This is a genomic window from Williamsia sp., assembly GCF_036566845.1.
Taxonomy (GTDB): domain Bacteria; phylum Actinomycetota; class Actinomycetes; order Mycobacteriales; family Mycobacteriaceae; genus Williamsia.
Genome location: NZ_DATCVM010000210.1, coordinates 1 through 2774, shown reverse-complemented (window position 1 = coordinate 2774; position 2774 = coordinate 1). Strand labels below are relative to the sequence as shown.

At 64.3% G+C, this 2774-nt stretch carries 3 protein-coding genes and 1 pseudogene; 2 read left to right on the top strand and 2 right to left on the bottom strand.

Translation table 11 applies throughout. The features are described from left to right. Positions 1-186, top strand: a pseudogene (locus VIQ49_RS20235) (hypothetical protein); the annotation flags it as partial. Between the two features lie 48 nt (positions 187-234). On the opposite strand, the gene VIQ49_RS20230 reads toward VIQ49_RS20235, so the two are convergent. Next, complete coding sequence (locus VIQ49_RS20230) at positions 235-636, bottom strand: DUF3054 domain-containing protein (RefSeq protein WP_331887970.1); 402 nt, start codon at positions 634-636, stop codon at positions 235-237. A gap of 30 nt (positions 637-666) precedes the next feature. Beyond that, a complete protein-coding gene (locus VIQ49_RS20225) occupies positions 667-1806 on the bottom strand; it encodes a YbhN family protein (RefSeq protein ID WP_331887968.1) in 1140 nt (379 codons plus the stop codon). 116 nt (positions 1807-1922) lie between these two features. Between VIQ49_RS20225 and VIQ49_RS20220 the strand changes: the two genes are divergently transcribed. After that, on the top strand, positions 1923-2774 hold an 852-nt coding region (locus tag VIQ49_RS20220), incomplete at its 3' end, for an AI-2E family transporter (RefSeq protein WP_331887966.1).

The window sequence follows — 2774 nt, the reverse complement described above, 5'->3', positions numbered from 1 at the left end:
TCGCATCCGGTGCTGGTGGAGGTGAACGGCCGGCCGGCGGTCTTGACGGTCCGCGACACCGAGCCCGATACGCTGCTGTCGTTCGAGGTCGGATCGGATGGGATCAAACGATTGTTGTTCGTCCGCAATCCGCACAAGCTCGAACGTCTACGGACGCTGATCCGGCCCGAAGGCGGTTCCCAATAGGCGTTCCGTACAGGGGTGAGGTCACCGGCCCCGGGTGGCGACTCGGGGTCAGGCGGCCACGGCGCGGCGGCGGACAGCGGTCACACGCACCATCCGCCATCCGAGCAGGAACAGACCCAGCACGATCGTCGCGACGACGATGAAGCTCAGCGCCACGCCCTGATGGAACTGATGACGCAGCACCATGCCGATGGCGACCGCTCCGACCCAGACGAGCACGCCGTCGGGGACCACTCGCTCGGGCCGGAAGGCGTAGGGGCTCCCGTGGTCGGAGCGCATGTGTGCGTAGAGGTAGGCCAGCGACCAGCCGATTGCCGCGCCGAGCACAAACGGCCACGCGGTGCTGAAGACCCCCTGCGCGGACAGTCCCTCGTCGTGATTCATCCGGCCGATGAACGCAAAGACGAGCACCGCGCACAGATCTGCAAGGGCAGTGAAGAAACGGCGCATACCCGCCACGGTAGCGGGCACCGGCTGGGTTCAGCGAACTGTGTCGGGCGGCGGATCGCGCCGCTCCGGTGACTCACCTTCGGTGGACGACGACTTGTTCAGGTCGAGTTCGGCGTCTATCTCTTCCTCGATTTCCTCTTCGACCTCGTCGGGGCTGTCCAGGGATCGATACGTTGTGCGGAACTTGACGAAGATGACCACCCAGCCGATCAGCGACACCAGAAGGTAGCTGATCATCCGGTAGACCAGGACAGCTGTGACGGCCTCGCCGGCGCCCATACCCGCCGACGTGAGGGCCGGTACCAACACGCCGTCGACGACGCCCAGGCCACCGGGGAGCAACGGGATGGCGGAACCCACGGCCTTGGACGCCGCGTAGGCGACCATCAGCCCGGAGATGCTCGGCTGGCCGCCCACGGCGTAACAGGCGAACGCCAGGCAGGCGACGTCGGCAACCCAGTTGAACAGCGACCAGCCGAAGGCGACCGAGGTCTCCTTGGGTTTGAGCTGGACGGCCTTGAGCTGCCGCAGGATTTCCTGCCAGCGCTCGACGCCGTGGTCGGACGGCTTGTCGCGCGTGCTGTTGAACCAGCGAAGCAGGGTGACGCCGAGACCCTCGATCGTGTGCGGATGGCGGGAGATGTAGTGGGCGACGAAGGCAAAGACCAGGAAGCCGCTGATCGAGAAGATGATCGAGAACGGGCTGGTCTGGGCACCGGCGAGCAGCGCGCCACCGAGACCGAGGACGGCGAGTCCGACAGCCATCAACAGTCCGGACATCACCACCTGCCAGGAAGCGACCACCGGGGTGGCACCCCACCTGCGGGTTTCGCGATAGGTGAAGGCCGGTGCCAGCACCTGGCCGCCGGGCATGGTCTGGCTCAGCGAGTTGGCAGCCAGGATCACCGACAACGACTGCCACTGCTTGATCTTGAGCCCGGCCGAACGCAGCAATGCGCGTTGCACCTGCGCGAAGCTGTCCATCGACAGCAGCGCTGCCAGGATGCACAACGCAACCCATTCCCACTCGATCTCGTCGAGGTGGAACCAGGTCTCCTTGAGCTTCGGCCAGACGAGGTACGCCTCGACGCCGAGGATCACCAAAACGAGTGCGAGCACCAGCCATCGCACCCACCAGAACCGGCGGCGGGTACCGTTCGTCGCCGTCATGGGGTGAAGCCTATCGGCCCACGGTGTCCGACTTGGCGACCAGGAGGCATCAAAGCGCCTGCGTGGACAGTCGCCGACCAACGCGCAGCGGGCGTGTTACGTCTAATGTTGCGCAAGTGAGCGAGCCGAAAACCTCAACCGGCGTGGACATCGACGATCGATCGGCCGATCGACTGAAGGTGCACCCGGTGGTCCGGGCCGCGGCCGAGTGGTCCTGGCGACTGCTGGCAATTGTCGCCGGACTCTATGTCGTGTCATTGATCGCTTCCGAGTACGAAGAAGTTGTGGTCCCGATCGGGCTTGCGGTGCTCGGCACCGCGTTCCTTGTCCCGGTGGTCGATTGGCTGAACCGTCGCGGTGTGCCTCGCGCACTCGCGGTGTTCGGGACGTTGCTGGTCGCGATCGGAATGATCGCCGGGATCATGGCATTTGTCGTGCAGCAGTTCATCGATGGACTTCCGGAACTGACCGAGCAGATCGAGAAGACGATCAACGAGAGCCGCAGTTGGCTGGTCGATGGGCCGTTCAACGTCGCCGAAGATCAGATCGACCATCTCGGCGACGATGCGATCGGCGTCCTGAAAGACAACCAGGGCAAGGTGACCTCCGGTGCGCTGTCGACGGCCACCACAGTCGGAGAAATCGTCACCGGTGGTCTCCTGATGCTGTTCCTGATGATCTTCTTCCTCTATGGCGGCGGTCAGATCTGGCGTTTCATGACCCTGCTGATCCCCTCGAACTCCCGCGAAAAAGTCTGGGAGGCAGGGCAGAATGGATTCGGAACACTGGTCGGTTATGTTCGGGCGACTGTTGTCGTTGCGGCCACCGATGCCATCGGCATCGGTGTCGGTCTGGCAATCCTGCAGGTGCCCTTGGCATTACCCTTGGCCTCCCTGGTGTTCATCGGTGCCTTCATCCCGATCGTCGGCGCTCTGGCAACCGGTGCACTGGCCGTCGTGGTAGCCCTG

Coding starts and splice junctions, on each gene's coding strand:
- VIQ49_RS20225 (WP_331887968.1), bottom strand. CDS start 1,806: ATGACGGCGACGAACGGTACCCGCCGCCGGTTCTGGTGGGTGCGATGG.
- VIQ49_RS20230 (WP_331887970.1), bottom strand. CDS start 636: ATGCGCCGTTTCTTCACTGCCCTTGCAGATCTGTGCGCGGTGCTCGTC.